This window comes from Synechococcus sp. CS-205 (assembly GCF_025128255.1).
Taxonomy (GTDB): domain Bacteria; phylum Cyanobacteriota; class Cyanobacteriia; order PCC-6307; family Cyanobiaceae; genus Regnicoccus_A.
In genome coordinates, this window is record NZ_JAHLZB010000039.1 from 1 (window position 1) to 16,090 (window position 16,090).

At 65.9% G+C, this 16,090-nt stretch carries 23 protein-coding genes and 2 tRNA genes; 15 read left to right on the forward strand and 10 right to left on the reverse strand.

Annotated features, from left to right (window positions below; translation table 11 throughout):
* Positions 1–177: 177 nt before the first annotated feature.
* Positions 178–519 (reverse strand): HipA N-terminal domain-containing protein, encoded by a 342-nt coding sequence (locus KQ297_RS09860; protein ID WP_259739264.1) that lies wholly within the window; start codon positions 517–519, stop codon positions 178–180.
* Between the two features lie 258 nt (positions 520–777).
* On the opposite strand from KQ297_RS09860, the gene KQ297_RS09865 reads away from it, so the two are divergent.
* The 5 genes from KQ297_RS09865 to KQ297_RS09885 all read left to right on the forward strand — a co-directional run bounded on the left by KQ297_RS09865 (position 778) and on the right by KQ297_RS09885 (position 2,952).
* Positions 778–1,074 carry a type II toxin-antitoxin system Phd/YefM family antitoxin gene (locus KQ297_RS09865; protein ID WP_259739265.1) on the forward strand — a complete coding sequence of 99 codons (297 nt, stop codon included), beginning with the start codon at positions 778–780 and terminating at the stop codon, positions 1,072–1,074.
* A complete protein-coding gene (locus tag KQ297_RS09870) occupies positions 1,064–1,330 on the forward strand; it encodes a Txe/YoeB family addiction module toxin (RefSeq protein ID WP_259739266.1) in 267 nt (88 codons plus the stop codon). Before KQ297_RS09865 ends, KQ297_RS09870 begins: the two co-directional genes overlap by 11 nt.
* Positions 1,331–1,423: 93 nt before the next feature.
* On the forward strand, positions 1,424–1,717 hold the full coding sequence (locus KQ297_RS09875; RefSeq protein ID WP_259739267.1) for a DUF1778 domain-containing protein: 294 nt from the start codon (positions 1,424–1,426) through the stop codon (positions 1,715–1,717).
* 678 nt (positions 1,718–2,395) lie between these two features.
* Complete coding sequence (locus KQ297_RS09880; protein WP_259739268.1) at positions 2,396–2,662, forward strand: hypothetical protein; 267 nt, start codon at positions 2,396–2,398, stop codon at positions 2,660–2,662.
* Positions 2,659–2,952: a hypothetical protein gene (locus KQ297_RS09885; RefSeq protein ID WP_259739269.1), complete on the forward strand. Its 294-nt coding sequence runs from the start codon at positions 2,659–2,661 to the stop codon at positions 2,950–2,952. Before KQ297_RS09880 ends, KQ297_RS09885 begins: the two co-directional genes overlap by 4 nt.
* A gap of 19 nt (positions 2,953–2,971) precedes the next feature.
* On the opposite strand, the gene KQ297_RS09890 is transcribed toward KQ297_RS09885, so the two are convergent.
* From KQ297_RS09890 to KQ297_RS09905, 4 genes are all read right to left on the reverse strand, one after another.
* Positions 2,972–3,313, reverse strand: coding sequence for a DUF4143 domain-containing protein (locus KQ297_RS09890; protein WP_259739270.1), 342 nt, complete (start codon positions 3,311–3,313; stop codon positions 2,972–2,974).
* A 121-nt stretch (positions 3,314–3,434) separates the two neighbouring features.
* Complete coding sequence (locus KQ297_RS09895) at positions 3,435–4,145, reverse strand: nucleotidyl transferase AbiEii/AbiGii toxin family protein (protein ID WP_259739271.1); 711 nt, start codon at positions 4,143–4,145, stop codon at positions 3,435–3,437.
* Positions 4,132–4,614 carry a helix-turn-helix domain-containing protein gene (locus KQ297_RS09900; protein WP_259739272.1) on the reverse strand — a complete coding sequence of 161 codons (483 nt, stop codon included), beginning with the start codon at positions 4,612–4,614 and terminating at the stop codon, positions 4,132–4,134. The genes KQ297_RS09895 and KQ297_RS09900 overlap by 14 nt, the downstream gene beginning before the upstream one ends.
* Positions 4,615–4,670: 56 nt before the next feature.
* A complete protein-coding gene (locus KQ297_RS09905; protein WP_259739273.1) occupies positions 4,671–5,156 on the reverse strand; it encodes an NUDIX hydrolase in 486 nt (161 codons plus the stop codon).
* A gap of 282 nt (positions 5,157–5,438) precedes the next feature.
* On the opposite strand from KQ297_RS09905, the gene KQ297_RS09910 reads away from it, so the two are divergent.
* From KQ297_RS09910 to KQ297_RS09920, 3 genes are all read left to right on the forward strand, one after another.
* A complete protein-coding gene (locus KQ297_RS09910; protein ID WP_259739274.1) occupies positions 5,439–5,672 on the forward strand; it encodes a type II toxin-antitoxin system PrlF family antitoxin in 234 nt (77 codons plus the stop codon).
* Positions 5,672–6,061: a PIN domain-containing protein gene (locus tag KQ297_RS09915; RefSeq protein ID WP_259739275.1), complete on the forward strand. Its 390-nt coding sequence runs from the start codon at positions 5,672–5,674 to the stop codon at positions 6,059–6,061. The genes KQ297_RS09910 and KQ297_RS09915 overlap by 1 nt, the downstream gene beginning before the upstream one ends.
* Before the next feature lie 64 nt (positions 6,062–6,125).
* The gene (locus tag KQ297_RS09920; protein WP_259739276.1) at positions 6,126–6,857 is read left to right on the forward strand and encodes a YdcF family protein; all 732 of its coding nucleotides are present in this window, start codon (positions 6,126–6,128) and stop codon (positions 6,855–6,857) included.
* A gap of 10 nt (positions 6,858–6,867) precedes the next feature.
* Here KQ297_RS09920 and KQ297_RS09925 read toward each other — a convergent pair whose 3' ends face one another.
* The gene (locus KQ297_RS09925) at positions 6,868–8,130 is read right to left on the reverse strand and encodes a glycosyltransferase WbuB (protein ID WP_259739277.1); all 1,263 of its coding nucleotides are present in this window, start codon (positions 8,128–8,130) and stop codon (positions 6,868–6,870) included.
* A 137-nt stretch (positions 8,131–8,267) separates the two neighbouring features.
* Between KQ297_RS09925 and KQ297_RS09930 the strand changes: the two genes are divergently transcribed.
* Positions 8,268–9,686 carry an exopolysaccharide biosynthesis polyprenyl glycosylphosphotransferase gene (locus tag KQ297_RS09930; RefSeq protein ID WP_259739278.1) on the forward strand — a complete coding sequence of 473 codons (1,419 nt, stop codon included), beginning with the start codon at positions 8,268–8,270 and terminating at the stop codon, positions 9,684–9,686.
* Positions 9,687–9,708: 22 nt separating this feature from the next.
* Here KQ297_RS09930 and KQ297_RS09935 read toward each other — a convergent pair.
* Positions 9,709–9,780: transfer RNA gene (locus KQ297_RS09935), tRNA-Thr, on the reverse strand.
* 11 nt (positions 9,781–9,791) lie between these two features.
* Positions 9,792–9,873 (reverse strand) — tRNA-Tyr (locus KQ297_RS09940).
* Between the two features lie 37 nt (positions 9,874–9,910).
* Between KQ297_RS09940 and aroQ the strand changes: the two genes are divergently transcribed.
* Positions 9,911–10,351, forward strand: a complete 441-nt coding sequence (aroQ, locus tag KQ297_RS09945; protein ID WP_259739279.1) for a type II 3-dehydroquinate dehydratase — start codon at positions 9,911–9,913, stop codon at positions 10,349–10,351.
* Positions 10,352–10,368: 17 nt separating this feature from the next.
* Entirely contained in the window at positions 10,369–10,965 is a 597-nt protein-coding gene (locus tag KQ297_RS09950) for a tRNA-(ms[2]io[6]A)-hydroxylase (RefSeq protein ID WP_259739332.1), read from the forward strand.
* Here KQ297_RS09950 and KQ297_RS09955 read toward each other — a convergent pair.
* Entirely contained in the window at positions 10,883–11,530 is a 648-nt protein-coding gene (locus tag KQ297_RS09955) for an acireductone dioxygenase (protein WP_259739280.1), read from the reverse strand. The two genes, KQ297_RS09950 and KQ297_RS09955, sit on opposite strands and share 83 nt — an antisense overlap.
* On the opposite strand from KQ297_RS09955, the gene KQ297_RS09960 reads away from it, so the two are divergent.
* Together KQ297_RS09960 and KQ297_RS09965 are read left to right on the forward strand one after the other, a co-directional pair.
* A complete protein-coding gene (locus KQ297_RS09960; RefSeq protein WP_259739281.1) occupies positions 11,510–12,430 on the forward strand; it encodes a precorrin-2 C(20)-methyltransferase in 921 nt (306 codons plus the stop codon). The two genes, KQ297_RS09955 and KQ297_RS09960, sit on opposite strands and share 21 nt — an antisense overlap.
* Positions 12,431–12,472: 42 nt before the next feature.
* Positions 12,473–13,216: a DUF4079 domain-containing protein gene (locus KQ297_RS09965; RefSeq protein WP_259739282.1), complete on the forward strand. Its 744-nt coding sequence runs from the start codon at positions 12,473–12,475 to the stop codon at positions 13,214–13,216.
* Here the strand turns inward: KQ297_RS09965 and dusB are convergent.
* Positions 13,129–14,148 carry a tRNA dihydrouridine synthase DusB gene (dusB, locus tag KQ297_RS09970; RefSeq protein ID WP_259739283.1) on the reverse strand — a complete coding sequence of 340 codons (1,020 nt, stop codon included), beginning with the start codon at positions 14,146–14,148 and terminating at the stop codon, positions 13,129–13,131. The two genes, KQ297_RS09965 and dusB, sit on opposite strands and share 88 nt — an antisense overlap.
* Between dusB and KQ297_RS09975 the strand changes: the two genes are divergently transcribed.
* Both KQ297_RS09975 and der read left to right on the forward strand, forming a co-directional pair.
* Entirely contained in the window at positions 14,147–14,632 is a 486-nt protein-coding gene (locus KQ297_RS09975; RefSeq protein ID WP_259739284.1) for a DUF1823 family protein, read from the forward strand. The genes dusB and KQ297_RS09975 overlap by 2 nt on opposite strands.
* A gap of 82 nt (positions 14,633–14,714) precedes the next feature.
* Entirely contained in the window at positions 14,715–16,082 is a 1,368-nt protein-coding gene (der, locus tag KQ297_RS09980; protein ID WP_259739285.1) for a ribosome biogenesis GTPase Der, read from the forward strand.
* Positions 16,083–16,090: the final 8 nt, after the last annotated feature.

Sequence of the window (16,090 nt, forward strand, 5' to 3'; positions counted from 1 at the left end):
CCCGGCGGGAGCCACCGGGGGCTGCCAACAGGTCAAGGCGCTGGACTCAGAGCGCCGACGCTGGAATCGCAGCAGATCTGAGCCACGGCAGGGCTGTCACGGCAGTGGCGCGCTGATTATTCGTGCAACAGCCTCCTAGCTGTGCTGAGCACCTTCAGCGTGAGTGCACAGCGCTGGTCAATCAAGTTGATCGCCAGCCGCCAGGCTCACCGCTCCGGCACAGTCACCCCCGATCGCCGCCAGCAGGCCGAAATCATTTGATCGGGAGATCTGGCACTGCTGGGCAATTCGCTGCCTGAGTACACCCTCTGGCAGCAATCCAGAGAAAAAGGGGCGGCAAGCCTGATCTTCAAACGGCTCGGCCTGCAGGGGCAGGCTCTGCGAGAGGGGGATTGCCTGCGGTTGCTCCAACCACAGCGCGCTGTACTGAAAGCGCAGCCGACCCTCCTCAAGCCACAAAGTTCCCGCACGCTGGTCGAGCAGCCACACATCCAGCGCCGGGGGGATGTCACCTGTCATCATTTCCTTCGTCCTGGCGGATCGACATGCCGAGATCACCCAGATCCAGGGATCCGCCCAGGGCCTCGATCACCCGCAAGACCAGCCCCAGCCGCCAAGGCGAGATCAGCCTGGGTGATGGGTTGGGGCGCGGCTTCACACGCTCCAATGCGCCGTGCGCTGTCCGTACGTTCAGGGGCTGTTGACGTGGTCAGCACCGGCCGACAGAGCGCCTTCGCTTGGCTTGTACAGTTATACGGTACAAAGCCAGAGGAGCCCATGGAGGCGACCTACAGCCAGGCCCGTCAGTCCCTGAAGGCTCTGATGGATCGCGCCGTTGCCGATCGTGAGGTGGTGATGGTGCGCCGTCGCCATGGGGGTGATGTGGCCCTGATCGCGGCGGATGAGCTCGAGAGCCTGCTCGAAACCGCCCACCTGCTGCGCTCGCCCCGCAATGCGGCCCGTCTGCTCGCGGCCCTCAACCGCGCCCAGGTGTCCCCGTTGCCCCCCACCGACCTGTCCGACCTGGAGGCCACCCTCAACGCCGAGCCCCCTCTGCCGGGCCATGGCCGCTGATCGGGTCGCTGTCTGCCAGCCTGAGTTTCTGGAAGACCTGCAGCACTGGGTGCAGCACGATCGCCGCACGGCTAAGCGCTTACTGGATCTGATGCGAGCGATCCTGCGCGATCCCTTCACCGGCATCGGCAAGCCTGAGCCGTTGCGCTATCTCGGGGCGGATGTGTGGTCCCGTCGCATCACCCAGGAGCACCGCTGCGTCTATTTGGTCAAAGCTGATCGGGTGGAGTTTCTGCAGGGGCGTTATCACTATTGAGGGGTCGGCTGAACGACAGGCCCAGGCCGACCTGGTGGTCAACGCTCTCGTATCAAGGTTTTCGGGGCCGGTACTGCTTTTTCCCGTATCATTGTGTCAACAGTGCAGGGTGTCATCGCCAGCACCGATCGCCTCAATCTCAAGCTTTCCAGCAGCGACAAGCAGCTTCTTCAGCAAGCGGCCGCAATCGAAGGCATCTCGGTTGCGGCATTCGTTCGCTCTGCCGCCAAGCAGCGTGCTGCTGCTGCCATCCAGCTGGAGCGGGCCGTGACCCTCTCCCGGCGCGACTACGAAACGTTCCACGCTGCCCTGGCTGAGCCGTTCCGCCCCAACGAGGCGCTGTCACAGGCCTTGAACCAGGTCGTAGCCCGCGTCCAGCGTGTTTGACGAGCAGCTGCTCGATCCCAAACGCCACAACCGCTCAGCCTTTGCCTGCGGCGAACCGGCGTTGGACGGCTTTTGCAGCGAAACGCCCACCAGAACATGCGCCGAGGCATCAGCCAGACCTGGGTGCTGGTGCCGGCTACTCCTCATTGGCTCCAGCAGAGGTCGGCTCAACCACCTCCTCACACCGCCGATGTCTGCCCTGGTCGAAGGTGTGGAGCGCGATCTGCTGCCACGGCTCGGTCTCAGTCGCCATTCCAGCGACCCTGGCTGAGCCCACCAGCCCTGCCGATCCCCGGGTGCAGCAGGCGCTGGCGGAGGTGCGCGCCTTCCTGCAGCTGGCCCGCGCCAGTGGTGCCCGTGTGGCGGCCGTGCAGTTCGCGGATCGCGAGGAAGCCTGCAGGCCGGCCCCGTGTTCCGCTCCTGCGGCCCGATCGAGCGCCTCTCCAGCGACGGCATCCACCCTTACACCGCCGCAGGTCAGGCCTGCCTCGCCAAAGCGATCGACCAGGCGTTGAAGCTGGACTCTCCGCCATCCGCCTGCCAGCCGAGATCTGCGAGGTACCTTTGGCCGCTTTCTGCGCTGGCAGCTCGGCTGACATGGCGTTTGGGCGGATCACCCTGTGATTCGCTCCCACTTGACACGCATCAGTAGCATGAAGGCATGAAAAAAGCTCTTGCATGAAACCGCGGGGTCCTCTCGTCAAGCAGATCGGGTCCAGTGGCCAGCTCTCCCTGGGCAAGGAGTTCGCTGGTCGCACCGTGCTGGTCGATCGTCCCGAGCCCGGGGTCTGGGTGATCAAGACCGCCCAGACCATCCCCGACGACGAGCTCTGGCTCCATCAACCTGAAGCAGCAGCGAGGCTCGATCGCGCCATGGCCTCCATGGCAGCGCTTCCTGAGGATGCCGACCTCGATGCCCTGGAGCGCCATCTTGGGCTGCAGTGATCCAGCTCGACCTCAACAATCCCGAGTTTCAGGCCAATTTGCTGGCGTTGGAGAAACAGGAGGCCTGGTCTGTTCTCAAGACCTTGCGGCTTCTGCAGGCCATGAACTGGGAGCAGCTCCAGCGCAGCAAGGGTTTGCGCTGGGAACTGATCCAAAGCCGCCAGGGGCCTGCGGGGGAGAGGCTCTACTCCCTGCGCATCAGCCGCAGCTGCCGTGCCGTGGGCTGGCGCGATGGCCCGTGGCTGCGGTTGCTGTCGCTGCACCCTGATCACGACTCGGCCTATCGCTGAGGTGGACCGGATCCCGAGTTCAGAGGCCTCGCTGATCTCGTCGGTCAACGGCTCCCTTCCCCCACGAAGCAGGCAACGTCGGCATCACGGAGGCCGCGAATGCTGCACTGCCCTTGCCCAGCTTCGCCGCCAACGCCCGCTTCACCTCAATCCCCCAGCGTTGCCCGCCGGGAAGATCCACCACAAAACCCTCCCAGCTGCCGCCAACCACGCGATGGCCATACACCGCATCCCGATCATCCAGTCCCAGTAGGCGATGCAGCAGCCCGCTTTCGCACACATACACCTTGGCTGATTTCACGTGCCGTTTGGCCACATTGGCGTGCAGAGGCTGCAAGCGGCGCACCAGCAGCAGATCCACCAGCAGTACCGGCCTCGGCAAGCCTGAGCCGTTGCGCGATCTCGGGGCGGATGTGTGGTCCCGTCGCCTCACCCAGGAGCACCGCTGCAACTACCTGGTCAAGCCTGATCGCGTTGTCCTGTCAGCCTTTGCCCGCCAAACGCTGCAGGTTCGACAGCTTCTGCCACAACAGCGCCCGCGGTTCCTCAATGGCCAGAGCTTGCCGGCAGCGATCCAGCCAGCCAGTCCGTTCTTTCAGCCGAACCAACGCCTTCTCCAGATCACTGCGAATAGCCTCTCCATAGGCCTGCTCAGCCTTGGCGATGGCCCCTTCAAGCACCGGTGCCGACAGCGGCAGATGGGCCAGATCGAGGACGTCGCGATTGAAAACGCTGTCATCGTTCCAGCGATCTGAATTGGCCAGCAACTTGCCGCAGGCCATGTCGCCCAGCGTCAGGCAGGTGATACCGCACACCTGATCCTCAAAGCTTGGAGAGGCCAGTTCAATCCGGCCCTCCAGCACGATCTCGAATTTGACGGCCACCTCGTCCACCAACACCCTGGCGCGGATTCCGTATTGATCGGCGAGCGGCTCCCGTTCCTCATTCATGGGGAGGCCGTCTGTTCTCCACAGTGCCTTCAGGCTGCTCTGCCGGCGGATACTCTGCCGCAGCCCTCGATAGCCCTCCCGATCGGACACCAGAAAGTCGAGATCAACCGATTCACGAAACTCTCCATACAGCAGGGCAATGGCCGTGCCGCCACCGAACAGGCAGTGATGCCGGCGCAGCAGCTCGCCATCGAGCTGCTCGAGCACGCGGGCAATTCGGCGGTGGTGCTCACGCTGGAACATGCACCCTCCGAAAGCCCTGATCCAAGGCCTCCATCAGCTGACGTTCCTCCTGATCCATCGCCTCCAGGTTCAGATGGCGGCGATGGCGTGCGTACAACCCGGCCGCTTCCGCCGGGCTCAGCGTGGCCGTGCTTTGCAATTGCCAGGCCAGCTGCCGCAACTGTGGATAGGCCGCCAGCTCGATCACCACCGGGATCGTGGCCGTTTCAGGCGATGCATCCCTGGCCTGCGGGTTCTCCAGTTGATGGAGCTGCAGATCCAGGGCATCCAGCACATTCATCAGGGCCCCCACCGTGACGGAGGCTGAGCCGGATTCGATGCGGTGCAGGGTCACCCGCGAGATCCCGGCCGCCTCTGCCGTGGCGACCGCCGTGATGCCCAGCTGCCGCCGCCGTTCCCGGATCCGTTCGCCGATGGCCTGCAGGCGCTGCGTGCAGCGGCCCTGGGGTGGCGGTGCGGCCGAGGGCATGCTGATGCGTTTCTCATTGTTGCGATTCTAGGGGCGATGACCACAATGAGAAACGGTCATGGCTGTTTCCCCTCCTCCCACGGCGTCAGATACGCCCGCAGGTGGCTGGTGATCGGCTGTGCCAGCGCTTCCGTTCGCGTCAGCCACTGGCATCCCACGATCTCCAGGTTGTCGATCCTGATGGTGGGCTGATCAGCCACGTGCCATGAAACGATCGTCACCGTGTTGCTGCCCCGCTTCGATCGCTCGGTGATCGTCCAGGGATCGCTCAGCTGGTCTGGCTCCACAACGAGATCCAGCTCTTCGGCCAGCTCGCGCACCGCTGCCTGTTGCGCCGTTTCGCCAGCTTCAAGTCCGCCTCCCGGCAATGACAATGTGTCGCGGTAGCTGCTTTGCACCAGCAGCAGCCGCTCTCCCCACCAGATTGCCACCAGTGCTCCATGGCTGTGGGGTTTGGCCACCAGGCGATAGGTCTCATACAGCCAGGCAGCCAGACGGTAGAGCCGCAGCTTGGCAATGGCCTTCTTCAGCCTCGCTCGCATCATCGGGCCAGTGGAGTGGGGTTCTGCTTCTGAATTCTCTTACCGTTGACCATGAGCGCGGCTGCTCGCTGCATGACCTTGCACGTCCCCGCAGTCCTTCCGGTTCGCCGCTTGAGCCTGTGGCTCTCCCCTGGGACCTGCGTCTCAGTCCGCGGTTTCGCGCCGCTCTGCCCCGATCTGGTGGAAGGGAAACGACTCCCCTCGTCATGAACGGCCCGGGGTCGCACCGAAGGGTGAATTACTACTAATCTGATTTAGTAATTCATGTGCAGGTGTGGGTCGATGCGCAGCACCATCACCGTCCGCGGCCAAACCGTGATCCCTGCTCCCATCCGCGAGCGCTTCTCGTTGGGCCCCTCCCGGCGTCTGGAGTGGCTGGTGGAAGCCGACGGTTCCATCCGTGTGATTCCTGTGGATCCCTCCCCGGTGAAGGCGTTTCGTGGTCAAGGCATCCAGGGCGGTGGTGCCGACCGTCTGGTGGCCGATCGCGCCGCTGAAGCGGCCGCCCAGCTCTGATGAGCACCCTCGTGCTGTTCGACACATCAGCCCTCCTTACCTTGCGCGATGACGAGCCAGGAGCCGATCGCGTCGAGGCGCTTCTCAACGGTCCCGATCGTTGTCTGGTCTGCTTTCTCAGCCGTATGGAAGTGCTCTACCGCGTATGGAAAGACGAGGGGGAGCGCGCCGGCCGGTTGGCCTATGAGCAGCTGCAGGCCTTGCCGATCCAATGGGTGGAAGCCGGTGAACCCCTCTTGGAGCGCGCAGCCAGCCTCAAGGCCAGGCACCCCCTCTCGATGGCGGATGCCTGGATTGCCGCTGCTGCCCAACTGGCTGGGGCCAGTCTCCTGCACAAGGACCCGGAGTTTCGTGCCATCCCCGACCTCGTTCAGGAGTGGCTCGGCTGACGCCGTCGACGACACATTCACCGATTGCAGTGGCAGAAGCTCGGCGATCGCCACCACACCATCCATGCTGCCGCCCTCCGTCGACTGGACCCCATGCCCGCCGGAGCCGATGGCCTGGATTGGCCTGCGGGAACCCATCCTGCACCTGATCACCACCCCGGCTCTGCTGCTGCCCCTGCTCGCAGGCCTGGTGTTGCTGCTTTCCGCCACCGTTGGCCTGGGCTGGGCCTGGCGTGCCCTGGTCAGTGGGCTCGCCGTTGCCCTCCTCTCTCTGCTCTACAGCCCCCTCAGCACCGCAGCGCTCAGCGCCTGGCTCACCAGCCAGCTCCCCGCCCCATCGCCTTCACCCACCGGATCGGCCCTCGCGGTGCTGGTGGGGCGGGGCCCCGAGATTGCGGCTGCCACCACCACTCTGGCTGCCCGCATGGTGCGCGATGGCCATGTGGAGCGGATCTATGTGTCCGGCGACTCTTCCGCTACTGCCGAGCGACTGCTCCAGCTCGGCGTATCGCCCGCCCGCATCGCCGGAGACAGCTGCGCCCGCACCACCTGGGAGAACGCCACCATCACCAACGCCTGGATCCGCGATCACACGTCACGAACCGCCCCAACGCCGCCGCTGCTGCTGATCACCGATCCCTGGCAATTGCCGCGCGCCAGTCGGGCCTTTCAGCGCCAGCAGCTGTCGGTGACGCCCGTGGCGGTTGATCCTCGGCTCCCGCCCCGGCAGCAGAACCGTCTGGCCCTTCGGGAAACGGCAGCCACTCTTCTCTATGCCTTCCAGGGCCGAATGTGAGCGGGTGGAGTTACTGCAATTCAAGCTCTTGCAGCCACTGGTGCTCCAGCCTCTGCAGCACCGCCTCCCGCCCGAAGCGCTGCTCGGCCAGCTGCCGGGCCCGCACTCCTTGGGCAGCCCTCAGCGCCGGATCGTCCACCAGCCGCCTTGCCGCCGCCGTGAAGGCTTCCACGTCCTCCGGTGGCACGCACAGGCCGGCTTCGGCAGCCAGCTCGGCCAGCTCACTCCCTTCCGGTGTAGTCGCGATCACAGGGCGGCCACTGGCCAGCATCCCCAGCAGCTTCGAGGGCAGCACCAGATCGGCGGCCACGGTTTTCTGGGGCAGCAGGTGGATGTCTGCCGCATTCAGCCAGTCATTCAGCCGTTCCACTGGCTGCAGCGGCAGCAGCCGCACCTGAGGCAGCCCCTCGCAGGCCCGCGCCAGCTCCGCCTTGGTGGGCCCCTCACCCGCGAGCAGCCACACCAGATCGCGCCGATCCGTCAGCCGCTGGATCACCTGGGCCAGCAGATCCAGACCCTGTTTTTTGTTCATCGAACCCGAATAGAGCAGCACGATCTGCTCCGGCCCGATCGCCAACTCCTGCCGGTAGGGGTTGGTGGCCCGTTCTGCAGCGCCCTGCGGCCGGATCGCTTCAAGATCCACCCAGTTGGGGAGCAGCGCGGTGCGCTGCTGATCCACCCCCTTCTCCTCCAGCCGCCGCACCATCGCCTCGCTGATGCTGCTGACCCGCTTGAAGCCGCGCAGCACGGAGCGCTCCCAGCGCTCGGCCAGCCGCCGCACCAGCCGGCCCCGGAGCATGCCGAGCTCAAACGCGGCATCCAGTTCGAAATCCTGGATGTGGAGCCAGCTGCGGCTGCGGCGCCCGCACAGCCTCACCAGCAGCAACGCCCCCGGGGCACAGAAGAACGCCGGCGCCACGGTGAAGACCACATCCGGTTTCCAGCGGGCCTGTGCCAGCAGCGGCACCAGGCTGCTGAGCGCGAAACTGGCCAGATGCAGCAGACGGGTCAGACCTGTGGGCCGGCTCGGCACCCAGAGCGGGCATCGCTGCACGCGAATGCCGTCGACCGATTCCTTCCGGTAGGCATTACGGTAAAAACCGGTATGGACCACGCCCCGCAGGCCCACCTGCCAGTGCGGAAAATAAGGTGGCGCGCAGATCACCCTCACGTCATGATGTCGTGACGCCAGCCAAGTCGATATCTCGCCATTGTATTTACCGATACCCACCGGTTCTGGGGAGTAATTGATCCCATAGATTAAGATTCTCAAGTCAGAACTCGATCAAGAACGAAAGCCTAAGTTCTTAGTATGACAGAGTATCCTCCGTTCGTCCAACTGCTCGTCGTTGTCCAGCTGCTTGTCCCTCGTTTGGCGGCTCCCTTCCCGTGCAGATGTCCCACTGTTGATTGACTCCTGAACTCATGCGTGGTGGTGTGCTTCGGCTCTACGGACATGATCTTGCCCGTCTGCAGCGCATTATTGATCCGCTGCTTGCCGCAGTGCTCTTCTGGTTGATCCCCACGTGGAGCGGCAGCGATCTCCCTGCCGAGATCCTCTGGCCCGGTGTTCTGCTGGTGCTGTTGTTCTCCATGGTGTTCTTCCACCTCGGGAAGATCTACCAGACCTACCGCCAGATCAGCCTGCTCACCTTGCTGCGCCGCATCACCCTCAGCTGGTCGCAGGTGATCACCGCCTTACTTCTGCTGGGTTTCGCAACCAAATTCACCGCCCGTTTTTCTCGCCTTGAGTACGGCATCTGGGCTCTTGTTGTCTGGCTGATTCTGGTTTGCACGCATGTGGGAGGCCGCTTGCTGCTGCGTTTGCATCGCATCAACGGTGGCAACACCCGCACTCTGCTGTTCTGGGGATCCCCAGAAAGTGCCGTGGACTTCTACCAGCAGCTCACCGATCTTCCCCATCTCGGTCTGAGGTTGGTGGCCTGGTTTCAGCCACCCAATGCTGCCCTGCCACCCCTGCCGCCCGGGATGCCCAACAGCGGCGGAGGGCTGATGGAGCTGCGCCGCTGGTTGGATGCCAATGATGTCGATCTGATTTTCTTCAGTTATGTGAGCAATCAGGATCTTTCGATGCAACAGCTGATCCAGTTCTTCGGGGACACCTGCAAGCCGGTCTTTTATATTCCGCCCTGGAGCCACCCCTCGATGCGCTTCCATGTCGATCAGATCGGCAGCAGTTTCTGTCTGGGCCTCTGGGGCAGTCAGGAATCTCTGCTCGATCGCCAGCTCAAGCGTCTGTGCGATCTGCTGCTGGCTGGAACTGTTGTAATATGTCTGGCGCCCGCTCTTGTCCTGTTAGGGGCCTTGGTGGCGTTCACAAGTCCGGGCCCTGTCATCTTTTGCCAAGACCGCTACGGCCTTGATGGACGTCGGTTCAAGATCTACAAGTTCCGCACCATGACGGTGACCGAATGCGGCGATCAACCCGGTCTGCGGCAGGCCCAGCGTGACGATCCCCGGATCACTTCGATTGGCCGGATCCTGCGGCGCTGGTCGCTGGATGAGCTGCCCCAGCTCTTCAATGTGCTCACTGGCTCCATGAGCCTGGTGGGACCGCGCCCCCATGCCGTTGAGCACAACGAGCTTTACCGCAAACTCATCCCCGGTTATATGCAACGTCACCAGTTCAAGCCCGGAATCACCGGCCTTGCACAGGTGGAAGGGTGGCGTGGCGAGACGTCCGATGTGAAGGCGATGGCCAACCGCATCGAGGCCGACCTGCGCTACCAGCGGGAATGGTCACTTTCTCTGGATATCAAGATCCTGATCAAAACAATCCTGAAGATCCGCTCGGGCAACGCCTACTGACCAGAGGAATGGTTGTCGGATAAGCCCTTGACGAGATTTGAACTCGTGACCTCTCCCTTACCAAGGGAGTGCTCTACCACTGAGCTACAAGGGCATGTGGAAAGGTGGGCCGGGTTGGATTTGAACCAACGTAGGCAGAGCCAGCGGATTTACAGTCCGCCCCCATTAACCACTCGGGCACCGACCCGAACCACACCTCGACAACTTACCAGCCGACCTCCCTCATGCAGCTGCTCGCCCTCAATGGTCCGAACCTGAACCTGCTGGGCAGTCGCGAGCCCGGGCTCTACGGAACGTTGAGCCTTGAGGCCATCCGCTCTGACCTCACCGAGCGGGCTGCCGCGCTGGGGGCCGATCTGGCCTGGTTCCAGAGCAACCACGAGGGCGCCCTGGTGGACCGCATCCAGGAGGCCCGCGGCCAGAGCACCGGCATCCTGATCAATGCCGCCGCCTACACCCACACCTCCATTGCCCTGCGCGACGCGCTGCTGGCCGTGGCCATCCCCTACGTGGAACTGCACCTGAGCAACACCCATGCCCGCGAACCCTTCCGCCATCACTCCGTCCTCGCCGACAGGGCCGTGGGTGTGATCTGCGGCTTCGGGGCCACCAGCTACCGGCTGGCGCTCGAAGGCCTGGTGGATCACCTGCGCAGCCGCCTGTGAGCGCCCCAGCTGCGGCGATGGCAACGCCGGTGGCCCGGGTGCGCTGGCTGGCGGCGCCCAGCGGTCCCCAGTGGCTGGAGCAGGCCCTGGCCCATCCGCTGGAGCTGCTGATTGATCACGCCCACTGCGAGCGCAAGGCGGCCGGAGCGGCCCTGCAGCTGATGTTCCGCTACCCCTCCGACGAGGCCCTAGCGGAGGCCCTCAGCCCCCTGGCGCGGGAGGAGCTGGAGCATTTCGAGCGGGTGCTGGCTCTGCTGGGGCGGCGGGGCCAGGCCCTGCGCCCCCTGGCGGCTCCCCCCTACGGCGCCGCCCTCGCCAAGCTGGTCCGTCGCCAGGAACCCGAGCGCATGCTCGACAGCTTTCTGGTGGCTGGTCTGATCGAGGCCCGCAGTCACGAACGCATGGCTCTGCTGGCGGCCCACAGCCCTGATCCGGAGCTGCGGGAGCTCTATGGGGAGCTGCTGGCCAGTGAGGCCCGTCATTTCGGCCTCTACTGGGTGCTCTGTGAGCGGCGCTGGCCTCGCCCCGTGGTCAGCGAGCGGTTGGAACAGCTGGCCGCTGAGGAAGCCCAGCTACTGGCCCGGTTGCACCCCCAGCCGCGGATGCACAGCTGATCGGGTCGAGCAGGGGGAAGCGGCTGGCGATGCTGTCGCCAGTGAACTGGGCCACCCAGCCCTCAGGATTCTCGAAGAAACGCAGGGCCGTGAACCGGGGCGCAGCGCCCATGTCGAACCAGTGGCGGGTGCCGGCGGGAACAGCGATCAGATCGCCCCTGGTGCAGAGCACCTGCAGCACCTCCTCGCCGATGTGCAGGCAGAACAGGCCCTGCCCCTCAACGAAGAAGCGCACCTCGTCTTCGGCGTGGGTGTGCTCAGCCAGGAACTTCAGGCGCAGGGCCTGGCGATCCGGGTGGTCCGGGCCCAGCCGGATCGCATCGACGCTGGGGTAGCGGCCCTGGCCCTGGATGCGGACGATCTCGCCGGCGTAGGCGCTGAGGATGGCCTCCTGGTCGGCGTCTTCCGTCAGCTCGCTGTGGGCCGGCCAGCGCTCGAAGCGCAGGCCATGGGCGGCCAGCTCGGCGGCGATCACCGCGCCGTCCTCGCTGCTGAGCAGGGGCTCGGGCTGGGCGAGCGGGCCCGGCGCGGGTGGATGAACGGAGTGGATCTGCAGGCGGCTCACGGCGGCGCAGCGGCGAGGGGATCGCGCCTGAGCCTAGAAAGCGTGGTGGCAGGCGCCGCCGGGAGCACCTCTGTGATTGATCGCTTGGATACAGCCTCGGTGTTGGCCTCAGCCTCCGCTTCGGGCTCCGGACCGGGCCTGGTGCTGGTGGGGGTCGGCCCCGGCGATCCGGAGCTCTGCACCGTGGCCGCGGTCCGGGCGATCCAGGCGGCGGAGGTGGTGGCCTATCCGGTCGCGCGCCTGGAGGCGGAGGGGATGGCCGCCAGGATCGCCTCTCCCTGGCTGAGGCCGCAGCAGCGGCGCCTGCCGCTGGTGTTCCCGATGGTGGCGGAGGCGGCTCCGCGCCGCCTGGCCTGGCGCCAGGCCGCCGAGGCCCTCGCGCTGGAGGTGGCCGCCGGCCGGCGGGTGGTTCTGCTCTGTGAGGGGGATGTCTCCCTGTTCGCCAGTGCCTCCTACGTGCTGCTGGCTTTGCTGGAGCACCACCCGGACTGTCCGCTGCGCCTGATCCCGGGGATCACGGCGGCTTCGGCGGCGGCGGCGGCCGGTGCCTGGCCCCTCGCCCTGCAGCGCCAGACCCTGCAGGTGCTGCCCACGCCGGATGATCCCGCCGAGCTGGAGGCGCTACTAGAGGCAGCCATGGCCTGTCCTGAAGGCCAGAGGCCAGTGCTGGCCCTGCTCAAGCTGGGTGCCCGCTGGAGCTGGGTGCGCCCCCTGCTGGAGCACCTGGGACTGCTGGAGGACGCCCTCTTCGCCCGGCATGTGGGCTGGCCCGAGCAGTTGGTGGCACCGGCCGCTGCGGTGCCGTCCGAAGGGGAGGGTGCCTCCGCCTACTTCTCCCTGCTGCTGATCCGCTGCGGCTGGCCCCAGGTGCTTCCCGAGATACCGCCGGAGCTGGGCTGATCAGGCCTGAGATGCTTGCCTGAGTGAACCGCCTGGAGGCCCATGAATCCAATCGACTGGTTCGCCCTGCTCCACCCCGTGCTGGTGATCCTGTTCGTGTATCCGGTGGTGGGGGCGACCATTCGCCTGGGAATCCTGGCCAGGGAGCGACGGCTGAAGATCCACCCCCAGCCGCCCACGGTGGGGGTGGAGCATGCCGATCACGGCCGCTGGGTGACCGGAGGGATGGTGGTGGCGGTGCTGGTGGCCCTGATCTACTCCTTCACCAGCAAGTTCATCAGCCCTGAGCCACCGTTCGCCGGTGGCGTCCAGCGCCTGGCTCTGCTGCTGCTGGTGAGCGCGGGCATCTTCGCCAGCCTGCTGGCCCTCTGGCGGGTGAAGTCCACGACTCTGCGGGCCTCGTTTGCGCTGCTCACCTGGGCAGGTCTGCTGGGGCTGGGCAGCCAGCCAGAGATCTGGCGACTGAGCGACAACCCCTTCGAGGGGTCGTTCTGGGCCTCCCATTACTGGAGCGGGGTCCTGCTCACCGGCTTGATGCTGTTCTCGATGTCGGCCAAACCGGAGATCTTCCGCTCCCTGAAGATGCGCCGCCTGCATGTGAGCGTGAACATCCTGGTGGTGGTGCTGCTGGCTGTTCAGGCGATCACCGGCAGCCGCGACCTGCTCGAGATTCCGGTGAGCTGGCAGAAGCCGGCGATCTACTCCTGCGACTTCGAGAAGCGCATCTGTCCGGCGCCAGCCAGCAGCTCCAGCGCCGCCGATGGGCTGGCGGCCCGCATCAGCTGATGGCGCAGCCGGGCGGCGCCGGCAAAACCCTGACAGGTCCAGCCCAGGTGCTTCCGGGCGATCAGCAGCCCCTGCTCCCCCCGGGCCGCCACCAGGGCCTCGAGGTGCTCCCGCGCCAGGGCCAGCCGTTCCGCAGGACCGGGCAGAGGCGGCAGCGCTCGTCCGCTCAGGGCAGCGTCGATGCGGCCCACCAGCCAGGGGGCTCCGAGTGTGCCCCGGCCCACCATCACGCCATCGGCGCCGGTGCGCTCCAGGCAGGCGAGGGCCTGCTCGGGGCCGGTGATGTCGCCGTTGGCGATCAGGGGAATGAAGAGGGCCTGCTTCACCCGGGCGATGGCGTCCCAGTCGGCGGAGCCGGAAAAGCCCTGCTCGCGGGTGCGGCCATGCAGGGTGAGGGCCTGGGCTCCGGCCTCCTGCAGGGCCAGGGCGAATCCCACCGGATCGGAGGAGTCGCCGCACCAGCCCAGACGGGTCTTGACGGTGACTGGAACCGTGACAGCCGCGCTGACGGCCTCGACGATGCGGCAGGCCAGGGCGGGGTCGCGCAGAAGGCCGCTGCCGCCCCCCTTGCGGGCAATCTTGCGAACCGGGCAGCCCATGTTGATGTCGACCAGGAAGGCACCCGCCCCCTCGGCCCGCCGGGCCGCCTCCGCCATCGCGCCGGGCCGGTGGTCGAAGAGCTGAACGGCGATCGGCCCGGTTTCGGCTTCCAGTCCCGCCATCTTGTCGCTGCCGTGGCCCAGCTCCAGGCTGGTGGCGTTGACCATCTCCGTGAAGAGCAGGGCATCAGGGGCCCAGCGGCGCACGAAGCCACGAAAAATCCGATCGCTCACGCCGGCCAGGGGCGACTGCAGCACCCGGCAGCGCAGGCTCCGCGGCGTGCCGTGACCCGGCAGGCTCAGGGGTGCATCGTGGAGGGAGCTGGGAGCCATGGCCATGTCAGCGGTGCAGCCGGAGTGCGGGCCGGATCCCTACCCGCTCAGCCGTCCCCTGTTGATGATGATCCTGGAGGACCGTCTCAGCGACCGTTTCGTCTGTGAGCTGATCTGGCGCCGGCTCGGTTACGCGCCTGATGGCCCGTTGCTCTGGCAGGCAGGCCCCACCACGCCGGCCGCCTGGGCCGAGGCCTTTCCCCGGGCGCCGCAGCTGATCGCCGAGCGGCCCGCCAGCGTGCGCCTGACCCGCTCCATTCCCGCTGAGCACAAGCAGTTGCTCAAGAGCCAGCTGGGCTTCGCCGGCTACCGGATCGGTGAGCTCGTGCCGCGCCGCACCCGCCGGGCCACGGCGGTGAGCTGGCTGCTGGCCGATCTGGCTGCCCGTGGGGAGGATCTGCCCGAGCAGGGCCCCCTTCCGGAACCTCTGGCCCCTCCCGCGTCGCCGGACCTGGGTCATCCCGGCGATCCAGCCGTGCAGTGATCCCTGCTGGATCGAAGGAGCGAATCGATGCAGCTTCAGTCTGTAGGGTTGTACCAGGACATCGTTGTTGAGATAAAAGTTTTTGGCGCTTCCAGTCGTCGCCATCATCGGGCGGCCCAATGTGGGCAAATCCACCTTGGTGAATCGGCTCTGCCGCAGCCGCGAGGCGATCGTGCACGATCAGCCCGGTGTCACCCGCGACCGCACCTACCAGGAGGGCTTCTGGGGGGATCGCCGCTTTCGTGTGGTCGACACCGGCGGTCTCGTCTTCGATGACGACAGCGAGTTTCTGCCTGAGATCCGCGAGCAGGCCAACCTCGCCCTGGCGGAAGCCTCCGTGGCTGTGGTGATCGTCGATGGCCAGCAGGGACTCACCGCCGCCGATCAGTCGATCGCCGATTGGTTGCGGGGCCAGAAGGTGCCCGTGCTGCTGGCGGTGAACAAGTGCGAATCGCCCGACCAGGGCCTGGCCATGGCCGCCGACTTCTGGGGCCTGGGTCTGGGTGAGCCCCATGCCGTCTCGGCCATCCACGGCGCCGGCACCGGAGATCTGCTCGACAAGGTGATCGGTTTTCTGCCGACCACCCCCGAGGTGGAGAGCGAGGAACCGATCCAGCTGGCGATCATCGGCCGCCCCAACGTGGGTAAATCCAGCCTGCTCAACTCCATCTGCGGCGAAGCGAGGGCGATCGTCAGCCCGATCCGGGGCACCACCCGCGACACGATCGACACCACGATCGAGCGGGAAGGCAAGACCTGGAAACTGCTGGACACCGCCGGCATCCGTCGCCGCCGCAGCGTCAGCTACGGCCCCGAATACTTCGGCATCAACCGCAGCTTCAAGGCGGTGGAGCGCAGTGATGTGTGTGTGCTGGTGATCGATGCCCTCGATGGTGTCACGGAGCAGGATCAGCGGGTGGCGGGCCGCATCGAAGAAGACGGCCGCGCCTGCGTGATCGTCGTCAACAAGTGGGATGCGATCGAGAAGGACAGCCACACCATGGCGGCGATGGAGAAGGAGCTGCGCGCCAAGCTCTATTTCCTCGACTGGGCGCCGATGCTGTTCACCTCCGCCCTCACCGGCCAGCGGGTGGAGAGCATCTTCGCCCTGGCGCTGCTGGCGGTGGAGCAGCACCGCCGCCGGGTCACCACGTCGGTGGTGAACGAAGTGCTGCAGGAGGCGGTGAGCTGGCGGTCGCCCCCCACCAGCCGCGGTGGCCGCCAGGGCCGCATCTATTACGGCACCCAGGTGGCCACCCGGCCCCCCAGCTTCACCCTATTCGTGAACGACCCGAAGCTGTTCGGCGAGACCTACCGCCGATACGTGGAACGCCAGATCCGCGAAGGTCTGGGCTTCGAGGGCTCACCGATCCGGCTGTTCTGGCGCGGCAAGCAGCAGCGCGATGCCGAGAAGGACCTGGCCCGGCAGCAGAGCCGTTCAGCGTCCTGATGATCAGC

What these genes read in the sequence shown, in the direction of transcription:
- KQ297_RS09860 (WP_259739264.1), bottom strand. Translation starts at nt 519, where the DNA reads ATGACAGGTGACATCCCCCCGGCGCTGGATGTGTGGCTGCTCGACCAG.
- KQ297_RS09865 (WP_259739265.1), top strand. Translation starts at nt 778, where the DNA reads ATGGAGGCGACCTACAGCCAGGCCCGTCAGTCCCTGAAGGCTCTGATG.
- KQ297_RS09870 (WP_259739266.1), top strand. Translation starts at nt 1,064, where the DNA reads ATGGCCGCTGATCGGGTCGCTGTCTGCCAGCCTGAGTTTCTGGAAGAC.
- KQ297_RS09880 (WP_259739268.1), top strand. Translation starts at nt 2,396, where the DNA reads ATGAAACCGCGGGGTCCTCTCGTCAAGCAGATCGGGTCCAGTGGCCAG.
- KQ297_RS09895 (WP_259739271.1), bottom strand. Translation starts at nt 4,145, where the DNA reads ATGTTCCAGCGTGAGCACCACCGCCGAATTGCCCGCGTGCTCGAGCAG.
- KQ297_RS09900 (WP_259739272.1), bottom strand. Translation starts at nt 4,614, where the DNA reads ATGCCCTCGGCCGCACCGCCACCCCAGGGCCGCTGCACGCAGCGCCTG.
- KQ297_RS09905 (WP_259739273.1), bottom strand. Translation starts at nt 5,156, where the DNA reads ATGCGAGCGAGGCTGAAGAAGGCCATTGCCAAGCTGCGGCTCTACCGT.
- KQ297_RS09910 (WP_259739274.1), top strand. Translation starts at nt 5,439, where the DNA reads ATGCGCAGCACCATCACCGTCCGCGGCCAAACCGTGATCCCTGCTCCC.
- KQ297_RS09915 (WP_259739275.1), top strand. Translation starts at nt 5,672, where the DNA reads ATGAGCACCCTCGTGCTGTTCGACACATCAGCCCTCCTTACCTTGCGC.
- KQ297_RS09920 (WP_259739276.1), top strand. Translation starts at nt 6,126, where the DNA reads ATGCTGCCGCCCTCCGTCGACTGGACCCCATGCCCGCCGGAGCCGATG.
- aroQ (WP_259739279.1), top strand. Translation starts at nt 9,911, where the DNA reads ATGCAGCTGCTCGCCCTCAATGGTCCGAACCTGAACCTGCTGGGCAGT.
- KQ297_RS09950 (WP_259739332.1), top strand. Translation starts at nt 10,369, where the DNA reads ATGGCAACGCCGGTGGCCCGGGTGCGCTGGCTGGCGGCGCCCAGCGGT.
- KQ297_RS09965 (WP_259739282.1), top strand. Translation starts at nt 12,473, where the DNA reads ATGAATCCAATCGACTGGTTCGCCCTGCTCCACCCCGTGCTGGTGATC.
- KQ297_RS09975 (WP_259739284.1), top strand. Translation starts at nt 14,147, where the DNA reads ATGGCCATGTCAGCGGTGCAGCCGGAGTGCGGGCCGGATCCCTACCCG.
- dusB (WP_259739283.1), bottom strand. Translation starts at nt 14,148, where the DNA reads ATGGCTCCCAGCTCCCTCCACGATGCACCCCTGAGCCTGCCGGGTCAC.